Genomic DNA, 25,108 nt, shown 5'->3' with positions numbered 1-25,108 from the left:
ATATGGAATTGAAAGATTCAAAAATCCTTGTGATCGGTGGTGCCGGATTTATCGGCAGTTTTGTTGTTTCCGAGCTGTTGAAAGAAGCAGTAAGTGAGGTGGTGGTATATGATAATTTTGCCAGAGGCAAAAAAGATTATTTGGAAGAGCAGCTCAAAGACCCAAGATGTTCTATTTTCCCAATCGGAGGCGACGTCCGAGAAATCGACATCTTAAATGCTGCCATGAAGGGCAAAGACTATGTAATATGTCTGGCAGCGATGTGGTTGTTGCATTGTAAAGACTATCCAAGGACTGCCTTTGAAGTGAATATTGCAGGAACATTCAATGTACTTGAGGCATGCGTGGCAAACAATATCAAAAAGCTGATTTGGTCATCTTCTGCATCTGTGTATGGTGATGCTGTTGAACTTCCAATGACAGAAAGCCATCCCTTTAACAATAAAAACTTCTATGGTGCAACAAAGATTGCAGGAGAAGCTATGGCTGCTGCTTTTCATGACCGATATGGTCTAGAAGTAATTGGTCTGAGATACATGAATGTATATGGCCCTCATCAGGACCAAACTGCTGCTTACACAGGCGTGGTTCCGATCATGCTCAATAAGATCGAAGCCAATGAACCGCCTACCATCAATGGGGACGGTAGTCAAGCCTATGATTTTATCTACGTAGAGGATGTCGCCAGATGCAATGTTCAAGCTTTGAAAAGCAATACGAAGTTTGGCATGTACAACGTAGGGACGGAAGTCCAAACCTCCATCCGTGAGCTATGCAATCTAATTTTGGAATTGAAAAATTCTAATTTGAAAGTGATATATAAGCCTTATTCTGCTGATGATGCCAGAGCATTGGTTCAAAACAGAATTGGTTCCAGAAAGAAAGCAGAGGAAGAACTGGGTTTTCTTTACCACTATGGTTTGAGAGAGGGATTACTCAAACTGATTGAATGGAGAATTACCACAGGAGTGGATAGAGGCTGATTAATTAATTAACAGATAATTCAGAACTGATGAATTTAACAGAAAAGCGAAATATACCCATTTCGCTACCTATGACTGGAATTGAAGAGTGGGAGGCCACTAAAGAGCCTCTGTTGAGTGGTTGGATAACCAGTGGTCCAAAGGTGCGTGAATTTGAAAAAATCTTTGCAGAACGTCATCAGGTTAAACATGCCTTAGCAGTGACCAGCGCGACTACTGCCCTGCATTTGGCTTTGGTCGCATTGGGGATTGGTCCGGGAGATGAGGTAATTGTTCCTGCATTCACATGGGTTTCTACCGCCAACGTGGTCCTCTATTGCGGAGCTAAAGTTGTCTTTGCAGATGTGGATCCAGTGACTTTTAATATTGATCCAAGTGACCTCAAAAAAAGGATAACATCTAAAACCAAAGCGATTATTCCTGTCCATTTGTTCGGCTTATGTGCTGATATGGATGAGATTAAGAAAATTGCAGGGGCTATTCCTTTGGTTGAAGATGGAGCTTGTGCAGCGGGAGCAGGATATAAAGGAGTTCCTGCGGGTGCTTTAGGCACGATCGGATGTTTTTCTTTTCATCCCAGAAAATCAATCACGACCGGTGAAGGAGGGATGATCACTACCAATGATGACAGATTGGCGGATCTGATGGGAATGCTAAGAAATCACGGTGCTTCCATTTCTGAAGAGCAGCGCCACCATGGTCCCCGACCCTATATATTGCCGGATTTCAATCTGATGGGCTTCAATTATCGAATGACAGACTTGCAGGGAGCTGTGGGTGTAGTTCAATTGAAAAAATTAGATCAATATATCGATGAACGCGAAATTTGGGCTGCTTATTACAAAAAAGAATTGGCGTCAGTGGAGTGGCTGCGCACACCAAGCTTTGGCCATGATTACAAGCACGGATGGCAATCCTTTGCCTGCTTTGTAGATGAAAGTAAGGCCCCTTTTTCCAGAAATGAAATCATGGAAAAATTGCAGGAAATGGGGATCTCCACGCGTCCCGGAACCCATGCAGTTCACATGTTGAATTTCTACAAAGAAACATACCAAATCAAACCGTCTGATTTTCCTGGTGCCCAAGCTGCCAACGATTATTCCATGGCAATTCCGCTACACAATAGAATGAGTAGAGAGGATTACGAATATGTAGTTGCAGCAATAAAGGCACTCTAAAATTATGTGTGGAATAGTAGGGGTCTATAATCTAAATGGAGAGCCATTTGGACTGAGTGCCTTAAAGAAAATGTCAGATGCCATTGCCCACCGGGGACCGGATGGAGATGGTTATTTTACCGAGAACTCTATTGCCTTGGCACATCGTCGCTTGGCAATTTTGGATACCTCTCCAAAAGGTGCTCAACCCATGACCTCGAAAGACGGGAATTGGGTAGTGGTTTTTAACGGGTGTATTTATAATTTCCTCCAACTCAAGCAGGAACTAAGGGCTAAAGGGCATGAATTCGTCTCTACCACCGATACCGAAGTTTTAGTGGAAGGGTTGGCCGCCTATGGTCATTCTTTTTTTGAAAGGCTCGATGGTATGTTTGCTGTAGGGGCCTGGAATAATGCCGAGCAGGCCTTATATCTTTCCCGTGATCGCTATGGCGTTAAACCTCTCTATTATTGGTATACAGGAAGAACGTTGGTATTTGCCTCTGAAATTAAAGCCATAATTGCTCATCCCTCCTTTTCGACTAAACTAAATCCTGAGGCACTGAATGAGTATTTCACATTTCAGAATATGTTCAGCTTTCGGACGCTTTTTGCGGGAGTAAATATGCTACCACCTGCCAATACAGTCAAAATTGATGCGCATACCGAGTCCATTAAACATCATTCTTGGTGGGATTATGACTTTACCAAAACTGATCCAAGTTTAGGCTTTGAGGATGCTATTTCTACAACTGAAAAGTTGTTCAAACAGGCTGTTTCCCGTCAAATGATAGCCGATGTGCCTGTAGGATCATATTTATCGGGGGGAATGGATTCAGGTTCGATCACTGCCCAGGCTTCCAAACACGTAAAGCGGCTTACCACATTCACTTGTGGGTTTGATATGAGTGAAGTCACGGGTGTGGAAGCAAATTATGACGAAAGAAGAGATGCGGAGTTAATGGCAAATTATTTCAAAACCGAACATTATGAGCAGGTTTTGAATGCCGGAGACATTCGATGGTCATTGCCTAGGGTAGTCTATCACCTTGAGGACTTGAGAGTGGGAATGTCCTATCCCAACTATTACATTTCTCGACTGGCCTCCAAATTTGTAAAAGTCTGTCTCCAAGGAACGGGAGGAGATGAACTTTTTGGAGGATATCCGTGGAGGTATTACCGAATTTTTAAATCGGTAAGTCAACGGGAGTTTTTCGACCTCTACTATGAGTTTTGGCAAAGATTAGTACCCGATCAGCAGCGGGAGGAGTTATTTGTTCCGGAAATTCGGAAACAAGTCGATTTTTCCGATCCCAAAAGAATCTTTGAGCGGGTTTTTACTTTTAATGATAAGCTTCAGTACAATACCCCTGAAGATCATATCAACAACTCCTTGTATTTCGAAGCAAAGACCTTCCTTCCCGGTCTTCTGTTGGTGGGAGATAAGCTGAGTATGGCCAATGGTTTGGAGGAGCGCTTTCCGTTTTTGGATAATGAATTGGTCAATTTTGCCCAAAAGATTCCCGTAAACTTTAAGCTGGGAAATCTTGAGCAGATGCTCACAATCAATGAGAATGACTTTAGAAAGCGCAGCAAATCCTATCAGGAATTTGATGACGGTAAAAATGTCCTGAGAAAGGCCATGTTGAAGTTCATGCCCGAAAAAATCATCAATCGCAAAAAGCAGGGATTCTCTGCCCCTGATGAAAGTTGGTACCGTGGGGAAAATGCGGCCTACATCAAAGAACTCTTACTGGATAAAAAGACTGTTTCCTCGGAGTTTATCAACCAAGAATACATACGCAAAATAGTGCATGAGCATATTGATCAGCATATCAACCACCGATTGCTAATTTGGAGTTTTATGAATTTCGAATGGTGGTGCAGGATTTTCCTCAACAATGAGAAAATTGAATGAATCGTAAGGAAAAACTGATTAATACACCCCAAGAATTGGACTTACTCAAGAAATTGGAGACACTCAAGGGTGAATTGGATCAGATGTTCAAGTCAGATTTAAACCGGTCACTTCCCTTTAATGAGTTATTGTTTGATCGCTGGGAGAGAGCAAAAAAACTCGGATTTGGCGAAGGTTCATCAATTTATGATTCCGCATATGTTTTCGGTAATGTGCAGGTGGGAGAAAGAACTTGGATTGGACCTTTTACCATAATTGATGGAAGCGGAGGTTTAGGTATTGGATCGAATTGCAGTATTTCGGCAGGAGTTCAAATTTACTCCCATGACACCGTACGATGGGCAGTCAGTGGGGGAGTTGAACCTTATGAATATGCTCCGGTATCAATTGGTAATAATTGTTATTTGGGACCCAATGTGGTTATCTCTTCAGGTGTATCTCTTGGAGATGGGTGTATCGTGGGTGCAAATAGCTTTGTGAACAAAAGCTTCCCTCCTGGAAGTAAAATCGCCGGAAATCCTGCAAAAGAACTAATAACATGATGAATTTCGCTGGATGAAACTCCTCAAAAAGTTGGTTACCTTGATAGTAACCTTTTTTTGGATCCCCCTTTATTTTATAGTGGCAACCTGTTGGGCAGCTACAATCGGGTTGAGGAAAAGAAGACAAAAACCTGCTTTGGTATGGGGTTCCACGCCTATAATTAATAATAGCTATTGGGCCCGAGCCATGAAAAGCAGCGGGTTTATTTCCGAAACTTATACCACTGATTTTTACTCAAGTATCAATAAGCGGGAAGACTGGGACAGATTGGTGTCAGAAGAATTTTCATGGGCTTTGCATCCGATGAAGCCCTATTTGGGTTTTCTCTCAGGTTTGTGGAGCTATGATTTATTCTTTTTGTCCTTTGATGGATTTTTTCTAGGGAATACCCCTTTTCAATTTTTCCAGAGCTTTTGGTTTCGTTTGGCAGGTAAAAAGGTTGTGGTGATGCCCTATGGTTCTGATTCTTATGTGTATCGAAATATCAGATCAACAGGATTGATTCATGGTTTGATGATGTCCTATCCAAAAGCAGCTTTAAAACAAGACACGATTCAAAAACAAGTTTCCTATTGGTCTAAAAATGCGGATGTTCTTTTCAGCGGAATTATGGGGCCAGATGGATTTGGAAGGTGGGATGTATTGGCACCTACCATTCTTTACATCGATTTGGACCAATGGAAACCCTCCAACCGCAAGAGTAATGCAGATGGGGTAAATGGTTCAGTTCGAATCGTTCACGCCCCAAATCACAGAGGATTCAAAGGTTCAGAGTTTATTCTCGATTCCATTAAAAAATTGCAAGCAGAAGGATTGAAAATTGAATTAATTCTGCTTGAAAAGCTTCAAAACTCCAGAGTAAAAGAAATTCTGAATGAGGAAGCGGATATTTTGGTTGAGCAGCTTATTGCTACCGGTCATGGGATGAACGGATTGGAAGGGCTAGCCTCTGGAATTCCGGTTATTTCCAATATAGAGGATGAATCCTACATGCTCCCGCTTAGAAGATGGTCCTATTTTGAAGAATGCCCAATAGTATCCGGTACCCCTGAAAACCTTGTAGATGTACTGAGGAAATTGATCACTCATCCACATTTGAGAAATCAACTCGGGGATGCGGGAAGGAATTATGTGGAGAAATATCATGGTCTGGATAGTGCCAGATTTGTATTCGGGGAGATTATAGAATTCCTCCAGGGAAATCGGGAATCACTGATCAATCTTTTTCATCCTCTCCTCGGGGAGTATCCCAACAGGAGTCCAAAGATTGTCCATCCCTTAGTTAAAAACAGAATCGTAGATTGAATGTAATCAGGCAATTAGCCAAAGATTCTGCAATCTATGGTGGTGCTGATTTGATTTCCAAGATCATCAGCTTTTTCACTTTTCCATTCATTGCCAAAGCTCTTTCACCTGAGTCATTTGGTTTTCTTGAATTGATTCTCACTTCTACTGCTTTACTTGGTGTAGTTTCAAATTTCGGGCTTAACAACGCTGTTCAACGCTTTTATTGGGACACAGATGTCACCGAAAACAAGAGAAAAGAGATAGTATCCTCTGGTTTGATAACACTCTTTTTTACTGTTTTCGGCGTTTTGTTTTTAACTTTTTCGGGTGTGATGGTGGCTAAAACCTTTTGGAAGCTGGAGGGATTCCCGTTTTCTAACTATGGTTTAACAGCCGCTTTGCTTTTAATGGGAGGTACCCAATGGACCCAGTTTATTCTTGATGTGATCCGGCTTCAATTTTCTCCCTGGAAGTTTTTGGTGATTTCCATGACCTCAAGAGTACTTTCCGCCTTGGCTGGACTATATATGGTTGTATCCTTGGCTTTGGGGATTGATGGTTTGCTGGGGGCCCAGGCTATTGTTGTTCTCTTGGTTTTGCCCATGGCTCTGAATTTTATTCGGAAAGATTTTTCGATCGGGAAGGTTTCCAAGAAATGGTCGAAGGAGTTAATTGAGTTCGGTTATCCCTTTATTTTTTCCTCCTTGGCGTACTGGATTTTCTCCTCTCAGGACCGTTGGATGCTTGCTTCCATTACAACGGTTGAAGAGGTCGGTATTTATTCAGTATCATTCCGTTTTGCCTCCATCATTTTGTTTGTATCAGCAGCATTTGGTCAGGCATGGAGTCCGGTGGCAATAAAAATCCGTACCGACAATCCGGAGAAATACCGAAAAATCTATGGTGATGTGCTCATACTTTTGGTTTTTTCCATAGCTGCACTTGCAGGTGGGCTTGCCTTGTTTTCCGGTGAAATCATCCATTTCATCATGGGTAATGATTATTTGAAGAGTGCTTTACCGATGGCAATTTTGGGATTTGCAATTGTTTTTCAGGCATCGCAACAAATTACCGGTATCGGGATCTCCCTTGAAAAGAAAACCAAATTGTTTGCACACCTCTCCTGGATTACTGCCGGGGTTAATTTTGGATTCAATTGGTTTTTAATTCCCATTTTCGGAGCATTGGGAGCAGCTATAGCGACAGCTTTATCTTACCTTTTTCTTTCCCTTGGGTATTTTTTCTTCACTCAGCGGTATCATCCCATTCATATTTCCTACAATAGGCTGATGGTCTTGATTTCTTTGATGGGGATTGTACTTGTTCTTTCTTTTTTAATGCAAAATGCTTCGATAGAGTGGAAATCAATAGTATTGAAACTTGGAATTCTTGCCAGTTTTGTGGGATTTGGATGGTTTTTATTGCCTATTAAGAATTTTAAAAATGTCTAAAAAAACAAGCGTTTTAGTCACAGGTGCCAATGGACTTCTCGGACGGGAAGTTTGTAATTTATTGATTCAAACTGGACATCAAGTTTTTGGAATAGTCCATTCTCTTCCCAAAATACCTCTCGAAGAAATGAATTATATTCCGATAGACCTTGAAACAAATTGGTCTTTGGAAATTCTTCCTGAAAAAGTAGAGGTGATAATCCATTTGGCACAATCTGCCCATTTCAGGGATTTCCCTGCAAAAGCACTGAGTGTGTTTCAAGTCAATATAGCCTCCACTGCAAAATTGCTCGACTATGGCGTAAAAGTTGGATTAAAATCATTCATATACGCTTCTTCGGGTGGAGTTTATGGAAATGGGGAGCATGCATTTCACGAAAATTCCGCAATTGTTCCTCCTGGACAATTGGGATATTATTTGGGAAGTAAACTTTCTGGTGAGGTATTGTCTCAAAGTTATTCTTCGGTTTTTCAGGTCAGCGTACTCAGGTATTTTTTCATTTATGGTCCAAATCAAAAGAAAGGGATGTTAATCCCCCGTCTGATGGACAGCATAGTTAGTCAAAAACCAATTTTATTGCAGGGAGAAAAGGGCATCCGAATTAACCCGATTCATGTAGAAGATGCTGCGGCGGCTACAGTTGCTTCATTTGCCAAGCACAAAAGCGCTACCTATAATATTTCAGGTCAGGACACACTTTCAATCAAAGAGATCGCTGACCGCATGGGGGAATTTCTCGGGATTTCACCCGTTTACCAGTTTATGGAAGGAGAAGCGAGGGATCTTATCGGAGACAACTCAGCAATGAAAAAAGACCTTCACCTTCCAGAGAAGAAGCTTTTCGACCATTTGCAGCAAATAAAGGACTTGATTGAAAAATCAGATAACTGAGCGTTTTTTTAAATCTTAGCAATGAAAGTACTTCACCTGCCGACAACTGTTGGGGGAAATCCGCAAGGCATCAGTAAGCATCTTCGCATTTTGGGAGTTGATAGTCAGACTTGGGCTTTAAGGCAGAACTATTTGGGTTATCCAGTAGATAAAGTTATTTGGAAGGATTCGGATAATTTTTTCCAACGGGAATGGAAAAGACTAAAAGCATTGGCCTACGTTTTTCAAGATTGGGATGCTATTCACTTTAATTTTGGAACCACCCTATTTATCCAGGAACCTTACATTCCCACTTCATCTCTGGCCCGAAATCTGTTTAGAAAATTCTATGCGGGATATTTGGATCTAATGCAAGGCATTGAACTTCGTGTGTTGAAATGGCGTAAAATTCCACTGTTTGTTCAATACCAAGGTGATGATGCGAGGCAGGGAGATTTTTGCCTGAGAAACTTCAAAATAACAGCAGCAACTCAAGTGGGTTCAGAGTATTATAACGAAAGAACTGACTCCCAAAAAAGAATCCAAATCGAACGAATGGCTCGATTTTGTTTTAAAGTATATGGACTAAATCCGGATTTGCTATATGTACTACCTGTAGGCGCTGAGTTTTTACCTTACTCACACATTTCATTTGAAGAATGGGAGCCTCATTATACGCAACTGCAGAATCGACCACTTCGGATTGGACATGCTCCAAGTAATAGAAAAGGAAAAGGAACTGATTTTGTCATTGCAGCTTTGGAGGAGCTCAAATCCGAAGGATATCAATTTGAATTTGTACTTATCGAGGGAGTATCCAACGCTGAAGCAAAATTAATTTATCAGGATATTGATGTATTGGTAGATCAACTGTTTTTTGGATGGTATGGAGGATTGGCAGTGGAAGCCATGGCCTTGGGTAAACCTGTCTTAGTTTACCTAAGGGAGGAAGATCTTAAATACATTCCAAACAAGATGAAAGAAGAACTTCCTTTCATAAATGTTCATTCTGAGAGTATCAAAGCAGGACTTAAATCCGTCCTAGAACTACCGAGACAGGATTTGTTTGAATTGGCTAAAAAAAGCAGGGACTTTGTCCTCAAATGGCATGATCCTATTGCCATTGCAAATCGTTTAGTGGAGGATTATAAATTGGGTAAACTAGAAAAAGAAAAGTAAATGTGCGGAATAGCAGGAATTCTATCTGATAACCCAAATTTGGTATCCAAGGAGAAGTTGGTGAAGATGACCGATGCGATTATCCATCGAGGGCCAGATGGTTCAGGTCATTGGATCAGCGAAGGAGGTCAAGTTGGTTTTGGGCATCGAAGACTATCCATTTTGGACTTAACCGAAACAGGTGCTCAGCCTATGCATTACCTGGATCGATATACACTCACTTTCAATGGGGAGATCTATAATTACTTGGAGATCAAATCTGAACTGGTCAAAAAAGGATACAAGTTTCGAAGTAATTCGGATACAGAAGTACTCTTGGCGCTGTATGACCTAAAGAAGGAAGCTTGTCTACAAGATTTGGATGGAATGTTTGCTTTTGCGCTGTATGACAACCAAACAGGAGAGGTCTTTTGCGCTCGAGATCGATTTGGTGAAAAGCCATTTTTCTTTACTCAATTTCAGGAGGCTTTTTACTTTGCCTCGGAAATGAAAGAGTTTTGGGCAGTGGGCGTGACAAAAAGTCCCGATCCAGAAATGATATTCAATTACCTGCACTTTGATCTCTTGGATAACCATTCAGATCTGGGGCAGACTTTTTTCAAGGGTGTAAGAAAATTGGCTCCAGGAAATTATCTGATCTGGAAAAAGGGATCCATCAGTGTGAGGAAATACTGGGCCATCAATCCCCTAGCGCAGAATAACTCGATTAGGCTCCAAGATGCCAAAGATCGTTTTCGTGAACTCTTCATCGAGTCGGTAAACCGAAGACTCAGATCGGATGTTTTGGTGGGTTCCAGCTTGTCAGGTGGAATTGACAGTTCATTAGTGGTCTGTGTGATTGATCATTTGCTTAGAGATCATCCTGAATCAATTCAAAATACCTTTTCGGCTAGGTTCAAGAATTTTCACAAAGACGAGGGATATTTCATCGAGAAAGTCAAAGAACAAACTCGGATAAACCCTCATGAGGTTTATAGCGAAATGGACGATTTTGAGGGAGTCTTTGATAAAATTTGCTACCATCAAGAGGAGCCCTTTGGATCTGCTAGTATTCTGGTACAATATCAGGTTTATGAATTGGCCAAAAAGAATGGAGTTACCGTCTTATTAGACGGGCAGGGAGCGGATGAGATTTTGGCAGGTTATCATCCCTATTTCACCACTTTTTTCAATGAAATTCGAAAGCGTTCCGGGAATCAATTCGAGAAAGAATTTTCTGCCTATCGCCAGCTTCACGAAGGGAATACTATCAATGCTAAAATATCTAAGCCTGGATTTAAGCAAGCAATTGCTGCTAATTTTCCAACATTAGTCAATAAAGTAGGAAGAAAAGTGTTGAATACTAAGATGAAAAACTCAACACTGATGGCAGATGATTTCTTCTCCGCTTTTCGCAAGTTTTCGCATAATGACTTCAACTTTGACTTGGGTCATTTGAATAGCCATTTGTATTTCTCGACTTTTGAAATAGGATTACCTACGCTATTGAGATATGCTGACAGAAATTCCATGGCACACAGCAGAGAAGTAAGACTTCCATTCCTGTCCCATGAATTGGTGGAATTTGTATTCAGTCTTCCTTCGGAATTGAAAATCAAAGATGGTTGGACCAAATATTTGATGCGGGCTTCATTTGAGGATTTATTGCCGGAGGAAATCGCATGGAGGAAGGATAAAATAGGTTTTGAACCACCACAAAAGTCCTGGATGGATAATCCCAGTACTCAGGATAAAATTAAGGCATCCAGAGAAATTTTGAGCAAGGAAGGAATTTTGAAAAAAGGGGCGGAGAATTTACCCATTCAGTCGCAGGTGGCTCACAACAAAGGGGATGGTAGCTGGAATCATTTAATGGTAGCTAATCTTTTCTGATATTGAAAAAGCGGGTCCTCATCTTATCTTTTTCCCGAATGCATTCTGATCCAAGAGTGCTTAGACAGATTTCTTTTTTTGAAAGACATGGATTTGAAATTGTGCTTAGTGGCCTTGAATACACCGGAGAAAAGTCTTTTTACCCACTCACCAAAGCAAAATCTCCCTTCTTCCGAGCCTTGAAATTAGGAATCATGGTAGCAAGATTGGCTCGAATTCGCGTGAAAGAATTTTTACGGCATAGCAGCCTGAAGGATTTGAGTTTGTTGCAGCCAACTTTTAATTTGATTTTGGCAAATGATGCCGAAACTTGGCCCTTAGCCGTGGCTTTAAGAAAATCTCATCCTCAGGCCAAAGTGATATTTGATGCGCATGAGCAATATGCCAAAGAATTTAGCGAGATGTTGCTCTGGAAATGGTTTCATAAACGATTTGTGAATTTTGTTTGTAAAAAATACATTCCCATGGCGGATAAGTTTATAACCGTTTGTGATGGGATCGCCCAAGATTATGCAAGAGATTATGGCGTCGAGGCTCACCTGATACTTAATACCCCGGACTATGAACCTAACTTGGAGCCAAGTATTGAGAAGGATAGAATTCAAATTGTTCATCATGGGATAGCCAACCGGAGCAGGAAAATTGAGAAAATGATCCGCCTTATGGACCATTTGGATGATCGTTTTGAATTGAAATTGATGCTAATACCCTCAGATCCTGTTTATTTTCTAGAATTAAAAGAATTGGCGAAGGGAAGACGAATTGAGTTTCTGACCCCGGTTCCCACTCAAGAAATTTCTTCATTTATCAATCGCTTCGATATCGGTCTCTTCATTTTGGAGCCTGTCAATTTTAATTATGCGAATGCCCTTCCCAATAAATTTTTCGAGTTTATCCAGGCCCGCCTGGCAATTGCTATTGGCCCTTCTCCGGAGATGAGCAAAATAGTCCTGGAAGAGCAAAATGGAATAGTAGCTCATTCATTTGATGAAAAAGAATTGGGTGAGGCTTTGAATGCTACTTCCTTGGAAGAGATTAGAGAAATGAAAAAAATCTCTCACCAAATCGCAGGGAAATATTCCAACCATCAAAACGAAAAAGTTATGGAAAGCTTACTTCAGGACTTAGGCCTATTGAATGCAGAGCCTTCTTTGGAATCTATTACTGAATCGAATTGAAAAAAATTCTTTTAGTTTCTTTTTATTTTTCCCCTTGTACACTCACTCCTGCACAAAGGCTAACCTACTGGGCACAGAATTTTTACAAATCCGGATTTTACCCTATCGTTGTAACGCGTATATGGACAAAAGACCTGAAAACTCATCAGGACACCAAAGTGCCCATAGGTGATAAAGTAATAATCGAAAAATTCCCTAATTACGAAGTTCATTATCTCCCTTTCAAACCGGGAATTCTTGACGAAGCTTATAGACGATTTGGTGAAGGAATACTCCGTCCCATTTTTTTAGTCACCAAGTTACTGGATGTATTTTTAGCCCAATTCACGTTGGGATTTACCTCTTTTTCCAATTTTCCAGCCTACTTAAGCCAACTGGTTAAAGCGGAAAAACCTGAAAAGCTCATAATTTCTGGCGAACCGTATTACCTGTTTCGATTAGGATACATGCTGAAAAAAAAGTTGGGTATATGTTGGATTGCCGATTATCGGGATGACTGGAGTACTAATGAGCTCCAGATGGAAAAAGAAGGTGGAGCGGTAAGAAGATGGATAGCCAAAGTGGAGTCTTCCTATGAAAAAAAATGGGTAAGTACGGCCGATTCAGTGATTTCGGTTTCGGAACCCTACACCAAACGAATTTCTGATTTTTTAAATAAGCCCGGAATAACAGTACAAAATGGCTTTGAAGAAAGCCTTTTGGATTTGCCGGAACTGCCACTTTACGATCAGTTTACGGTGATGTACAGTGGTGTACTTTATCCATCACAGGATATCAGGCTTATTTTAGATGTTCTAGAGATGTGTCATGGTGAAGGAAGGCCATTTCGTCTGATTTTTTTGGGAGCTGGATTTGATGTCAAGGAGAAAAGAAGAATTGAATCTTTGGTTCCTGATCAACTTCGATCGCTAGTGGAGGTCACTGATCGCTTTCCGAGACATCAAGCCCTTGAAAAGCTTCAGAAAGCTCAAGTTCTTTTGGGGATCGCCTATGGGTCAATGAAAGGTATTCCTTCCTCCAAATTATATGAATATTTGGCGCTTGGAAAACCTGTATTGCTTTGTCCGACAGATGAGGATGTGATGGAAGAAATTTTGAAGGAATCCGGGCTTGGTTTTTTTGCCAAAAATGCTGATCAGGGAAAAAGCTTGATTTTTGACTTGATGGATCTCTGTCACAAGGAGGGAAGTATTTCTGTATTAAAGCAAGCTTCGAGGAAATCTGTTGCTAAGTATTCAAGATTTCATCAGTTGGAAAAATTAGCGGATGATCTTAGAAAATAGCACTTCAATACCCGTATGGGTGGTCCGGAACTTTTCCAGGGCTGGACTAACATTGGTTCTTTTTTTGGTTTCCTGTACCCAGCTGGTCAGTTTTCAACTGGATAAGGCCCTAATGACTTTGTTGGTTGGGGCGTTGTTGTTTCATTTTTTCTTTTTGGGTAGGAGAGTTCCGTTGAATTCATTTTATGTTCTGATTTTAAGCTTAGGGCTGATTTTAATCTCCTATTTGCTAAACCTGCCGATGTCTTCACTGATCATATTTTTCCCGATTATAGGGTTGGCATTCATGACCCTGATCGCCGAAGAAGATGGGTTTTTGGATTTGATTTATTGGGCATTGTTCATACATATCGTATTGGGGATATTTTTTGTGATTTCAAGTTATGTTTCAGGCATGAATTCCTTTGTGCATCCGATGTATGATAAAGGACTCCCGTTTCTTCATGCAGCCAAAGGTTTCACTACTACTGTTCAAACTTTTGGAACCTTAATAATCGCCTGGTTTTTAATTTATTACTGGAGAAAAGATGAATCAAAACTCGGCTTGATGGATAAACTGGCTTATTTAATCGTTTTTCTAGGTTTGGTACTCACATTCAACAGAAACAGTCTTCTTATTTATTACATCATTTTATTTTTCAAGCATAAGAGAATCTTTTGGGTTAGTGTGATAGCAGGTTTGGGCTTTTTTATTTATTTCTTTGAATTCATCAATAAGCTGATATTCAATCTATCAACCCTTACTTCAAGATCGGATTTGTTGCAGGCATTCCGGATTGCTTTCTTTGAACAGACCGATTGGCTGGGGTACCTGATTGGGCATGGAAATAATATAGTGGATGAGAGTATAGCCAAAGGAACGTATTACAGTACGGGATATATAGAAAACGGGACCTCTGTTCTGCTCTATACCTATGGTTTTATGGGGTATTTCTTTTATTTAATTTCTGTTTTTGTTTTTTCAATTCTGTTTTGGATGAAAGGAAAAGCCTTTTATGCGACGTTGCTTTTTTACATTTTCATAATAGCACAGCAATTCACCCATGAGTTTTATTCAACCACCATCTATATTCTTCTGGCAGTATTCCTGTTGATTTTCAACAAATTCACAAAACTTGAAAGAAAAGCTCATCTTTTTTCACCTGCTGAATAATTACACAGGGAGTCCTCAAGTCCTGAGAAATACAATTCTTGTATCTAAGGAATTGGGTAAAGAGGTACACCTTTACACCAGCAGGGGAGAAGGATTTCTTTCGGGGATTGATGGGATTACCTATCATTCTAATTATTACCTCAGATCCAGGTTTAGAATTCTGACCCTTTTTACCTTTTTTTTAAGTCAGTTTTTTTTGATGCTTTTGTTAGTAAAGTACAAGCGTGATAACTGTACCTTTTACGTCAATACTATTCTGCCTTTTTCGGCAATATTGATGGGTAAATTTCTGAAGAAGAAGGTAATAGTACATGTTCATGAATACGAGATAAGTCCAGGATTGCTGAATGGATTTCTCTTTTGGGTCGTACGGAGGTATGCTGATGAAATAGTTGTGGTTTCAAATTTTTTGGCCCGCAATCCTTCTTTAAGAGGTCGAAACCCAAGAGTAATTTATAACAGTGTAAAGAAAGAATTAGAGTTGAGTGCGAAATCAGGAGACAGGCAAAGAGGCGAATTCAGAATTCTGATGCTTGCCTCTCTCCGTCCTTATAAGGGAATTACTGAATTTTTGGAATTGGCCAGAACTTTGCCTCAATTTGGATTCGACCTGATATTGAGCGATGCTGAACCAGATGTGATGCGTTGGAAATCAGAGCGGATTATACCCTTAAATCTTGCCGTACTGTCTGTCCAAAAGGATGTCATTCCCTATTACCAAAAAGCATCCCTGATTATGAATCTGACCAATAAGGATAAATGCCTGGAAACATTTGGGATGACTGTTCTGGAAGGAATGCAATTCGGACTACCTGCGATCGTGCCGACTGATGGGGGGGTGACCGAACTGGTCGTCAATGGAGAAAATGGGTTTCTTGTTGATTATATCGATCTGGATAATATCGAGGGATTAATTGTCAAAATGGACTCAGATCGTGGATATTGGAAGCAATTAAGCGAAAATGCCATCCGTCGTTCCAAACAGTTTTCCAGAGAAAATTTCGAAAATGAAATGACTAAGTTACTCTCATGAAGGAGTGTATTAAGATTTTTTTCTTTTTACTGTTTTCGACTGCCAGTTTTGGACAAAAGGCACAGATTTACAAATTGGAGAAACTGTATGATCCCCAGCCTTCCGACGGGAATTTCGTTTCCTGGAAAAATGATGGCGTACTTATTCCTATTCGTTATGATGCAAAATCCTCACAGCGGGTAAAAGTCAGCTATTCAGGACCGGATGCGGATATACAGCTGTATCAATTACATGAGGTTTTGGCCGATTTTTCGGCAGGGAACTGTGGGGAAGCTAAAACCAATGGAACCTTTGATCAGGTGAAAGTTCCTGACCGGGCAGAAAAAAGACCTGATTTGACCTTTGATGCTTCTGGGAAAAGTCAGTGGTTGATCCTACAGGTAAAGACGAAATCCAATGCTGCAACAGGAAAATTTCCTTTTGTAATTAATTTTTTGGAAGGGGGGAAAAAGACAGAAATTAAGGGCAGTTTTACTGTAAAGGACAGAGTACTTAAAGACCCTTTACTTTCTGATTTTTATACAGATTTCTGGCAATTTCCCGTTGCAATGGCAGATTATTATAAGCAAAAGCCCTGGTCAGAAGCGCATTGGTTGGAGATCGGTGAAATGTTTGAATTGCTTTGCCAGATCAATCAGCATTCTATTACGACTTCTGTTTTTTGGGATTTGTACAATACCCGAGTTCGTCCCTTGGAAGAAATGATGATTCAGGTAAAAAAATCTAAGTCGGGTGCTTTTTCCTATGATTATACTGTTTTTGATAAGTATGTGGAATTGGCACATTCCAAAGGAATAAAAGGCCAGATTGTGCTGCACAACTTATTTCCCTGGAATGGCTTCTTTTTCTTCTATGACGAATCAACATCGGCTGTCCAGTCAATTCAGACTCAACCGGGGACTCCGGAGTATCAGACTTTTTGGAAGCCGTTTTTGATTGATTTTTCAGCACATTTAGCTAAAAAAGGCTGGAAGGATAAAACTGTTTTATTTATTGATGAGCGAGATCCAAATGTCACCATGGAATTGGCGAAATGGGTAAAAAATATTTCTCCGGGGCTAAAAATGGGCTTTTCTGGTGATTTTTACCCTTTTTTATCGGACTGGATCGCCGATTATTCCATGCCGATGAATGTAGTAGTAGATCCCGGTGAAATGAAAAAAAGGATCTTAAAGTCTCAAACGACGTCCTTGTACACTTCGTGTTTTGAGAAACCCGGCCAACCCAATTTGTTGTTGACATCAGATTATCGGGATATTTATTTTCTTACCCATTTAGCTAAATCAAAAGGGTACAACGGGATGCTCAGATGGGCTTTCAATCTTTGGTCTTCTGATATTATGAACTCTGCTATCTATTCTGATTTGCCCTCAGGTGATGCACATCTGATCTATCCAAATGGCCAAGTTTCTGTAAGGTACCTAGTGCTGAAGGATGCTATCGAGGATTTGAGTAAGCTGGAGACCGTTGCCAAAGTGTCAAATGTGTCCGAAATGACTAATGCCTTGAACCGTTATTTTCTAATAAATATTGAAGCAGAGCGATACCAAATGCTTCAGGCAATGAAAAATTATCTAAATGATTAATAAAAAACTCGCTATTCTGGGGATCGTTGGGGTTCCTTCTAATTATGGTGGCTTTGAGACTTTGGTTGATAATCTGCTTGATCATTTACCCAAATTTTTTGAAGTCACCGTGTTTTGTGAAAGTAAATCTTATCCAGACAAACTGGAGAGTTACAAAGGGGCAAAACTTGTTTATCTAAATAAAAAGGCAAATGGAGCGCAAAGCATAATTTATGATTCTGTTTCGCTTTTGAAATCTTATAAAAATCAGGATTTTATCCTGCTATTGGGTGTTTCGGGAGCAATTATGATTCCTCTACTTATGCCTTTTACCAAAGCGAAGATCATCACCCATATCGATGGATTGGAATGGAAGCGGGACAAGTGGGGATGGTTTGCTAAAAAGTTCTTGAAGTTTTCCGAGTCACTTGCTGTTAAATACTCGGATGGCGTAGTAGCTGATAATAAGCACATTCAGGAATATATAACTTCTGAATATGGTAAAGATTCCTTTCTAATCGCATATGGGGCAAACCACGTAAGTCCCGTAGAGCCGGATTCTTACAGGAAAAAATTCTCATTTCTGGATTCGCCTTATGTTTTTACAGTTTGTAGAATCGAACCCGAAAACAACGTAGAGATGCAGCTGAGGGCATTTAAGGAATGTGAAATAGGCATGCCTTATGTTGTGGTTGGAAATTGGAATGCCAATGACTACGGAATGAAACTTTACCATGAGTATTCCAAAGTCAAAAACATCATTTTGTACAATCCCATCTACGAAATGGAGGAATTGAACGTCTTGCGGTCAAACTGCTTCTTCTATTTGCATGGACACAGTGCAGGAGGGACCAATCCTTCGCTGGTGGAAGCGATGTATTTGAGATTGCCTGTCATTGCATATGGTGTTAATTATAATAAAGAAACCACGTTTGGTAAGGCTTTATATTTCAATGATTTTGAGGAACTAAAGACCTTGCTATTGCAGATTAGGGAGTTGGATCGGGATCAAATGATGGAAGATCTTGCTAAGCTTGCAAAGAAGAATTATTCATGGAAAGCAATTTCGAAGAAATACGTTAAAATGTTTGAGTTATTTTGATCTGTCAATGATTATATGAGGGGTTGTAATTTTGTGTTGTGGATATTTATTTGGGTTTTACCTGGGGTAGTTTCGTCCCAGACTTTGCCTGCCGGTTTCCCGGTTTGGGAAGAAACCGCAAGAAGAAGTCAGCTACTTGGAACTGGATACCACAATTATTCTTTTGCTTCGCGACCATTGGTTTGGGAACAGGCGGTTTCAGATTCTTTATTTTCTCTGGAGGCGAATGACCCGGCAAGTGATGCGCTTTTAAAAGGCAAAAAACATGAAGTAAAAATTCTCCCTTTATTAAACACCACGGTATATAATTCCAATCGTCCCTTTGGCTGGGGTAATTATGGTTTGCAGAATGGGCGGGGGCTGCAAACTTTGATTTCTCCCGGGGCTTTTTATAAATTCCATTTTTTGGAAATCCTGTTTAGGCCTGAATTAGGATTGAGTCAAAATAAGGCGTTTAATGGATTTTCAGATCAATTTTCAGATAACTCAATATTCGCAAGGTTTAGGTATTGGAACTTTGGAGACAATCCGGAGCGATTTCAAGGTGGTTATAATCAGTTCGCTACATTGGGACAATCTTTTGTTTCTTTGACATTCGGGAAAGCAGAATTTGGATTCAGTACACAGAATATCTGGTGGGGGCCAGGGCAATTTTCAGCACTGATTTTTAGCGATAATGCCAGGGGGATGAAGCATTTTTTTCTGAAGACAAAATCACCTGCTAACATTGGAATTGGTCTTTTAGAAGCACAAATGATTTTTGGGAGAGCAGAGGATTCCGGATTGGATCCAACACAGAACGAATCACTCAATGCTCAATATTTTCGTCCTTTCTCAGGAGACTGGCGATATGTAAACGGAATTTCCATTTCTTACCAGCCGTCATTTTTAAAAAATCTTTCATTGGGATTTAACCGCACATTTCAACAATACAATGAAGATGTAGCAAAAGGGTTTCTTGCCAGAATTCCAGTTTTTGAAGCATTCCAGAAGGAGAGATTATTTCAAAGCGGCAATTCAGTAATTTATGATCAAGAAGCTCAGGATCAACAAGTATCTGTTTTTTTTAGATTCAAAAGTGTAAAGGGTAAATTTGAGATGTATGGCGAATTTGGAAAGAGAGATCACAACTTCAATTGGAGAGAATTTATTCTTAATCCAGAACATGCCCGTGCATACCTTTTTGGGTTTCAGAAATTGGTCCAGTTGTCAAGTCCGGAAAAACTTATTCAAATCCGAGGGGAGATAATCCATCAACAAGAATCCGTCAACCGGTATATCCGCTACCCAGAATTGGGAGTAATAAATACCAGTTGGCAGACCCACTATCAGGTTCGTGGATTTTCAAATTTCGGTGAATCTATGGGTGCAGGAATCGGTGTCGGGGGCAATGCTCAGATTTTGGAGTTTTCATATCTGAAAGGACTTTCCAAAGTAGGGCTATTGCTTCAGCGGATAGAAAATCAACAGGATTTCTATTATTTGATCCAGCGTGAGATACCCAATCAAGTTCCTTGGGTCGATTTTTCGGCAGGACTATTGTTGAATTTTCAATTGAAAAACCTGCTGGTCAGCACAAAAAACCAGCTAATCAACGCTACAAATTACCAATGGGCCGGAGAACCCAGTAGTACAGTGGATTTCAAAGGAGGAAAAAACAGTTTCACTTATTCTTCAACTGTCAATTTGATTTATAGTTTTTAACTGAATTGGGTTGATGTATTTCGAATATATTTTTCCATTCCATTCAAATGAGTAACTTTGGTACTCACTTTGATCCTGCTAATCGATCGTCGTTTAAAAGGTAAGTAGGATGTTTTTTTTTATTTAAAAATAGCCAAATTGCTAAGTCTTTGTGACTGAGAGGGCGAAGCTGTGTACAAAAGAATTGTTTAAGAATTAATAATAAATACAAAGTCATGTTGTTACCGAATAAAGAGGCCAAAATTGCCATCATAGGCCTTGGATATGTAGGGCTTCCTTTAGCTGTAGAATTTGCAAAGAAATTTCCCGTTGTGGGTTTTGATATTGATCAGAGGAGAATTGCAGAACTCCATTCAGGAACTGACAGAACCTTGGAAGTAGAGGATGATCTGTTACAGTCGGTTTTGTTGGGAGAAAATCCTAAACTGGGCACTAAAGGACTTTTTCCGACTTTTGAGTCCGAAAGTTTGGCCGACTGTCAGGTCTATATTGTGACTGTTCCGACGCCGACTGATAAACATAATCGGCCGGTTTTGACTCCTATGCTCAAGGCATCTGAAAATATAGCCAGATATCTTAAAAAGGGAGACGTCGTAATCTATGAATCGACTGTCTATCCGGGAGTTACGGAGGATGAATGTGTGCCTGTTTTGGAGAGGATTTCCGGGTTAAAGTTTAACGAAGATTTTTCAGTAGGGTATTCTCCCGAGCGGATCAATCCCGGAGACAAAGAACACACGGTATCGAAGATTCTAAAAGTGACATCCGGGAGTACACCAGAGGCTGCAGAGTACGTTGACCAACTGTATAAAGCTGTAATTACTGCAGGAACCCATAAAGCCTCTTCCATCAAAGTAGCCGAAGCGGCGAAGGTGATAGAAAATTCACAGCGGGACATCAATATTGCTTTTGTAAATGAGCTTTCGAAGATTTTCAATCTTTTGGGAATAGATACCCATGAGGTTCTGGAAGCCGCCGGTACAAAGTGGAATTTCTTGAAATTTAAGCCTGGACTGGTAGGCGGACATTGCATTGGTGTAGATCCTTTCTATCTTGCGCAAAAAGCTCAAGAAGTCGGATATCATCCTGAAATAATTCTTGCCGGTCGTCGGTTGAATGACAGCATGGGTAAACATGTCGCTACAGAGGTGATCAAGCTGATGATGCGAAAGGATTTAAAAGTAATCGATTCTAAAGTATTGATCTTGGGCTTCACCTTCAAGGAAGATTGCCCTGATGTGAGAAATACGCGCGTAATTGATATTTACAAAGAACTCCGATCTTTTGATATGGACGTTGAAGTGTATGATCCTTGGGCCAATCCTGTAGAAGTGAAGCATGAATATGGCATTGACATTCAGTCGGGATCTAAAGTCCCTTCTTTGGATAATTATTCAGCTATTATTCTTGCAGTGTCACATAAGCAATTTTCCACTTTGAATATTCATAAATCACAATCGAAAGTAGTTTTTGATGTTAAAGGGTTTTTGGAAAAAAGTAAAGTTGATGCAAGGTTGTAATTAATCAGGTATCACTCAAAAAAACAAATAGAAAAAAGTATTTTGGATCATTAATCATGAAAATTAACTCATCAAAACTTATGCTTATGAAAGACTTCTTCAAAAGGTTATTAATATTTTTTTTAATTTGTGGAGGACTTTTTTCATGTGTTTCCAATGAAAAGCTTATTTACATGCAAAATTTGGAAAATTCCTCTGGTCCACTCGTTGAGTCAAGCGAAAAATATCCCTATCTAACAGAAGATTACCTGTTGCAAATTAATGATATTGTAGAGATTAATATTAAAACTACGGACCCCGATTTAAATCTTATTTTTAGTGCCGTTTCCAATGACCCATCTAATATGGCTGCTCAGCAAGGAGGAGGTGTCCAAGGTTCTGGTGATGCGTTTTTTATGAATGGTTATACCATTGATGACAGAGGTATAGTAGAAATACCGTTAATAGGTGAATTAAAAATTACAAGTTTGACAACTAAAGAGGTTAAGGATTTAGTTGAAAAAGAGGTTCTTAAATATGTAAATCCTGGTGAATATTTTTTGAGAGTGAGATTAGGAGGAATTCGTTTTAGTGCCTTGGGTGAATTTAACAGATCAGGGAAATATACTATTTTACAAAACAGAGTGACGATATTTGAAGCTATTGCATTTGCTGGGGATTTGAACAGAGTAGCCAAAAGGGATGAGGTATTACTTGTCAGACAATATCCAGATGGTTCCCAAATCCACAAAATTAATCTTTTGGACAGAAAACTTTTGGGATCAGAATTTTATTTTTTGAAGCCAAATGATATGATTTATGCTGAGCCAATGAAAGTAAACGAGATAGGGACAGGTATTACCTTAATTGAAACTATAACTCTAATCACTTCCACTATCACTGCTTTAGCTTTGATTTTGACTGTAATAAAAAATTAATATACAAAATTTATGAGTTTAGATCAGGAGGAAAACGATTTGTTTCAAGATCAAGAGTCTGGAATCGATTTTAAAGTAATATTTCCAAAAATATTCAGGATTTGGCCTATTATTATCTTAAGTATTGGTCTGTTTCTCCTTGGAGCATACTACGTCACTCAAACAACACCCCCATCTTATCGTGTAACATCAAAATTTTTCATTAAAGAAAATGAAAAAGGGTTTTCTTTTTTTGAAAACCCAACAGTAAGTTCAGATGATGGAATGGGGATTACCAATGAGACTATTATTTTTAAATCAAGACCTATCGCAGAGGCAACTCTGAATAAACTCGATTTTCAGATTTCTTATTTTGAAGAGGAGACATTTATATTTAAAGAGATTTACAAACAAACTCCTATTATAGTTGAGGTAGATTGGAAATCACCTCAGTTACTCAATGGGAAGATAAAAGTTAATTGGGTTAGTTTAACTGATTTTACTTTAGAGTTTCCTGATGAATCTTATACTCAATTGTTCATAGATGGGAGTTATGAAGAAGTTAAAGATTTAATTCAAAAACAATATAAATTTGGAGAATGGATAGAGACTCCTAATTATAAGTTTAAGGTTAATAACACTTCAGGTCAAAGCACTGGATCATCCTTTTTTCTTTTGAGAGACATGAATTTTTTAATTAATCATTATTCCAATATACTTTTTGTAGAACTTTCACAAAAAAATTCTTCAATTCTTGACCTCAGTTTGATTGTTCAAAACCGACGAAAGGGGGAAGTTTATTTGAATACATTAATGGAGACATATTTGGAACTTGAGCTTGAGGAGAAAAATAAAATTGCTATGAGTACAATCAATTTTATAGACAGTCAAGTAGCAGGAGTTTCTGATTCTCTCACTAAATCTGAAAATCAGTTACAGAATTTCAGGTCATCCAATCAAATATTTAATCTAAGCTCCGAGAGTTCTTCTGTGTATGAGCAGTTAGTTTTAATTGAAACCCAACTTGCAAATGAAAAACTAAAAAGAAGGTACTATCAAAATTTAAAAGAGTATTTAGTACGTGAAAATTATAATGAAATAATTGTTCCTTCTGGTCTGGGGATTGAGGATCCTTATCTCAATGGTCTCATAGAAAATTTATTGGTTGTTCAGGTAGATAGGTCGCGATTAATGTCTACGCAGACTGAATTATCACCCCAAGTAATTTCCGCCAATAAAAAGCTAGCCGATTTAAATCAATCAATAAGAGAGATTTTAAATAATGTTGATTCCAATAATTCAATGACAATAAATGATCTTGAAAACAGGAAAAGAACTATAGAATCTTCTTTTAGGTCACTTCCCCAAGCTGAACAAAATTTAATCCAGATTCAGAGACAAACAACTTTAAATGAAAATATTTATAATTTTCTTTCTGAAAAAAGAGCTGAGGCAGCAATCTCAAAGGCCTCAAATACATCAAAAAATAAAATTATTGAATTTGCAAAAGCAGGAACTTTGCAAGTAAGTCCTAAACCCGTACGTAATTATTCTGCTGCTGTAATTGCTGGCTTACTTTTACCAATTTTATTTGTTATCGGGAAAGAATATTTTCGAACTAAAATAGAAGAGCCGAAGTATTTAGAAAGGAAGCTTAAAATACCAGTTCTTTCAACTATTTTATTGAAAAAAGGCGTTGAAAATCTTGTTGTTTTTAATTCCGGGAAATCTGGAATTGCTGAAGGATTTAGGTCATTAAGATCTAATATTAAATTTCTCGTCCCAAAAGAAAAGCAGTTAACTTTTATGATTACCTCAACTATTTCTGGAGAAGGAAAGACTTTCTGTGCTTTAAACTTGGCTTCTGTATATTCCCTTACCGGCAAAAAGACAATATTGATAGGTTGTGATATGAGGAAACCTAAGATTTTCGAAGATTTTAATTTGAAAAATGATATTGGTTTATCTACATATTTAAGTGGTGAAGAGGAGGATTTCCAAAAAGTTATAAAATATTCAAATCATGAAAATTTGGATATTATTGTATCCGGACCAATACCTCCTAATCCCTCCGAACTCCTGTTTTCATCAAATTTTGAAAAGCTTATAGGAGAGCTTAAAACAATTTATGATGTGATTATTTTGGATACTCCTCCAGTTGGATTGGTTTCTGAGACTTTGGATCTTTTAACTTTAGTTGATTTTACTTTATTTGTTTTTCGTCAAAATTATTCAGATAAATCTTTTATTGATGCGCTTAATCGGTTGAAAACACAAAATAAATTAAAGAACATGTACGCCATATTTAATGGAGTTGATGCAAGTAAAGTTGCCTATGGAGGATATGATTATTCCTATGGTTACGGTTATTATTTAGATTAGTATTTTTTTTAATAAACTTCACATATAAATT

General features: G+C 39.1%; 19 protein-coding genes. All 19 read left to right on the top strand.

Features of this window, described 5'->3' with window-relative positions:
* Nucleotides 1-2 precede the first annotated feature (2 nt).
* The 19 genes from Q8M62_RS18420 (at nucleotide 3) to Q8M62_RS18330 (ending at nucleotide 25,077) form a co-directional block, all read left to right on the top strand.
* Nucleotides 3-983 carry an NAD-dependent epimerase/dehydratase family protein gene (locus Q8M62_RS18420; RefSeq protein ID WP_304901247.1) on the top strand — a complete coding sequence of 327 codons (981 nt, stop codon included), beginning with the start codon at nucleotides 3-5 and terminating at the stop codon, nucleotides 981-983.
* A 29-nt stretch (nucleotides 984-1,012) separates the two neighbouring features.
* Nucleotides 1,013-2,161, top strand: coding sequence for a DegT/DnrJ/EryC1/StrS aminotransferase family protein (locus Q8M62_RS18415; RefSeq protein ID WP_304901246.1), 1,149 nt, complete (start codon nucleotides 1,013-1,015; stop codon nucleotides 2,159-2,161).
* Nucleotides 2,162-2,165: 4 nt separating this feature from the next.
* Nucleotides 2,166-4,058, top strand: coding sequence for an asparagine synthase (glutamine-hydrolyzing) (gene asnB / locus Q8M62_RS18410; RefSeq protein WP_304901245.1), 1,893 nt, complete (start codon nucleotides 2,166-2,168; stop codon nucleotides 4,056-4,058).
* On the top strand, nucleotides 4,055-4,600 hold the full coding sequence (locus Q8M62_RS18405; RefSeq protein WP_304901244.1) for a DapH/DapD/GlmU-related protein: 546 nt from the start codon (nucleotides 4,055-4,057) through the stop codon (nucleotides 4,598-4,600). Before asnB (Q8M62_RS18410) ends, Q8M62_RS18405 begins: the two co-directional genes overlap by 4 nt.
* A gap of 13 nt (nucleotides 4,601-4,613) precedes the next feature.
* On the top strand, nucleotides 4,614-5,906 hold the full coding sequence (locus Q8M62_RS18400; RefSeq protein WP_304901243.1) for a glycosyltransferase: 1,293 nt from the start codon (nucleotides 4,614-4,616) through the stop codon (nucleotides 5,904-5,906).
* The gene (locus tag Q8M62_RS18395; RefSeq protein WP_304901242.1) at nucleotides 5,903-7,339 is read left to right on the top strand and encodes a flippase; all 1,437 of its coding nucleotides are present in this window, start codon (nucleotides 5,903-5,905) and stop codon (nucleotides 7,337-7,339) included. The genes Q8M62_RS18400 and Q8M62_RS18395 overlap by 4 nt, the downstream gene beginning before the upstream one ends.
* Entirely contained in the window at nucleotides 7,332-8,231 is a 900-nt protein-coding gene (locus Q8M62_RS18390; RefSeq protein ID WP_304901241.1) for an NAD(P)-dependent oxidoreductase, read from the top strand. The genes Q8M62_RS18395 and Q8M62_RS18390 overlap by 8 nt, the downstream gene beginning before the upstream one ends.
* 21 nt (nucleotides 8,232-8,252) lie before the next feature.
* Entirely contained in the window at nucleotides 8,253-9,389 is a 1,137-nt protein-coding gene (locus Q8M62_RS18385) for a hypothetical protein (RefSeq protein WP_304901240.1), read from the top strand.
* A complete protein-coding gene (asnB, locus tag Q8M62_RS18380; protein WP_304901239.1) occupies nucleotides 9,390-11,261 on the top strand; it encodes an asparagine synthase (glutamine-hydrolyzing) in 1,872 nt (623 codons plus the stop codon).
* Between the two features lie 2 nt (nucleotides 11,262-11,263).
* Nucleotides 11,264-12,439 carry a hypothetical protein gene (locus Q8M62_RS18375; RefSeq protein ID WP_304901238.1) on the top strand — a complete coding sequence of 392 codons (1,176 nt, stop codon included), beginning with the start codon at nucleotides 11,264-11,266 and terminating at the stop codon, nucleotides 12,437-12,439.
* The gene (locus Q8M62_RS18370; protein ID WP_304901237.1) at nucleotides 12,436-13,722 is read left to right on the top strand and encodes a hypothetical protein; all 1,287 of its coding nucleotides are present in this window, start codon (nucleotides 12,436-12,438) and stop codon (nucleotides 13,720-13,722) included. Before Q8M62_RS18375 ends, Q8M62_RS18370 begins: the two co-directional genes overlap by 4 nt.
* A 241-nt stretch (nucleotides 13,723-13,963) precedes the next feature.
* Entirely contained in the window at nucleotides 13,964-14,875 is a 912-nt protein-coding gene (locus tag Q8M62_RS18365; RefSeq protein WP_304901236.1) for a hypothetical protein, read from the top strand.
* Nucleotides 14,838-15,908: a glycosyltransferase family 4 protein gene (locus Q8M62_RS18360; RefSeq protein WP_304901235.1), complete on the top strand. Its 1,071-nt coding sequence runs from the start codon at nucleotides 14,838-14,840 to the stop codon at nucleotides 15,906-15,908. The genes Q8M62_RS18365 and Q8M62_RS18360 overlap by 38 nt, the downstream gene beginning before the upstream one ends.
* Nucleotides 15,905-17,494, top strand: coding sequence for a DUF4091 domain-containing protein (locus tag Q8M62_RS18355; RefSeq protein ID WP_304901234.1), 1,590 nt, complete (start codon nucleotides 15,905-15,907; stop codon nucleotides 17,492-17,494). The genes Q8M62_RS18360 and Q8M62_RS18355 overlap by 4 nt, the downstream gene beginning before the upstream one ends.
* Nucleotides 17,487-18,575, top strand: coding sequence for a DUF1972 domain-containing protein (locus Q8M62_RS18350; protein ID WP_304901233.1), 1,089 nt, complete (start codon nucleotides 17,487-17,489; stop codon nucleotides 18,573-18,575). Before Q8M62_RS18355 ends, Q8M62_RS18350 begins: the two co-directional genes overlap by 8 nt.
* A 33-nt stretch (nucleotides 18,576-18,608) precedes the next feature.
* The gene (locus tag Q8M62_RS18345) at nucleotides 18,609-20,279 is read left to right on the top strand and encodes a capsule assembly Wzi family protein (RefSeq protein ID WP_304901232.1); all 1,671 of its coding nucleotides are present in this window, start codon (nucleotides 18,609-18,611) and stop codon (nucleotides 20,277-20,279) included.
* A 215-nt stretch (nucleotides 20,280-20,494) separates the two neighbouring features.
* Nucleotides 20,495-21,799: a nucleotide sugar dehydrogenase gene (locus Q8M62_RS18340; RefSeq protein ID WP_304901231.1), complete on the top strand. Its 1,305-nt coding sequence runs from the start codon at nucleotides 20,495-20,497 to the stop codon at nucleotides 21,797-21,799.
* Between the two features lie 86 nt (nucleotides 21,800-21,885).
* On the top strand, nucleotides 21,886-22,716 hold the full coding sequence (locus Q8M62_RS18335) for a polysaccharide biosynthesis/export family protein (RefSeq protein ID WP_304901230.1): 831 nt from the start codon (nucleotides 21,886-21,888) through the stop codon (nucleotides 22,714-22,716).
* A gap of 12 nt (nucleotides 22,717-22,728) precedes the next feature.
* Nucleotides 22,729-25,077, top strand: coding sequence for a tyrosine-protein kinase (locus Q8M62_RS18330; protein ID WP_304901229.1), 2,349 nt, complete (start codon nucleotides 22,729-22,731; stop codon nucleotides 25,075-25,077).
* The last annotated feature ends 31 nt before the right edge of the window (nucleotides 25,078-25,108 follow it).

It is taken from the genome of Algoriphagus sp. (genome assembly GCF_030694375.1).
Classification (GTDB): Bacteria; Bacteroidota; Bacteroidia; order Cytophagales; family Cyclobacteriaceae; genus Algoriphagus.
The sequence above is the reverse complement of the archived record's forward strand: the minus strand, read 5'-3'. Positions and strand labels throughout refer to the sequence as shown.